Consider the following 560-nt stretch of genomic DNA (forward strand, 5'->3'; position numbering starts at 1 on the left):
TATGGCATCTTGCCATACCCACGCCACCCTCTGCCAATTCTCCCACGGAATTCGCAGAACCCACAGAAACGACTGGTGAGGAATATTCTCCCACGGATTTCACAGATGCTCACAGATTTTTAGGTTGCGTTAGTTGCTCCTAATCTGTGCGCATCCGTGCAATCTGTGGGAGTTTTCGTAGGAGGGTATGGCATCCTGCCATACCCACGCCACCCTCTTAGGGGGTGCACTTGTCTCAAGTGCACCAACATTAATTCTCCCACAGAATTCACAGAATTCACGGAAGCTTCTGGCAGAGGATATCCTCCCACAGATTTCACAGATGCTCACAGATTAGGAGGGTATGGCATCCTGCCATACCCACGCCGCCCTCTGCCAATCCTCCCACAGAATTCACAGAATTCACAGAAGCTTCTGGCGCAAGATATTCTCCCACAGATTTCACAGATGCTCACAGATCAGGAGGGTATGGCATCCTGCCATACCCACGCCACCCTCTGCCAATCCTCCCACAGATTTCACCGAATTCACAGAAACGACTGGTGAGGAATATTCTCCCA

The organism is Leyella stercorea DSM 18206, assembly GCF_000235885.1.
In the GTDB taxonomy this organism is placed as follows: domain Bacteria; phylum Bacteroidota; class Bacteroidia; order Bacteroidales; family Bacteroidaceae; genus Prevotella; species Prevotella stercorea.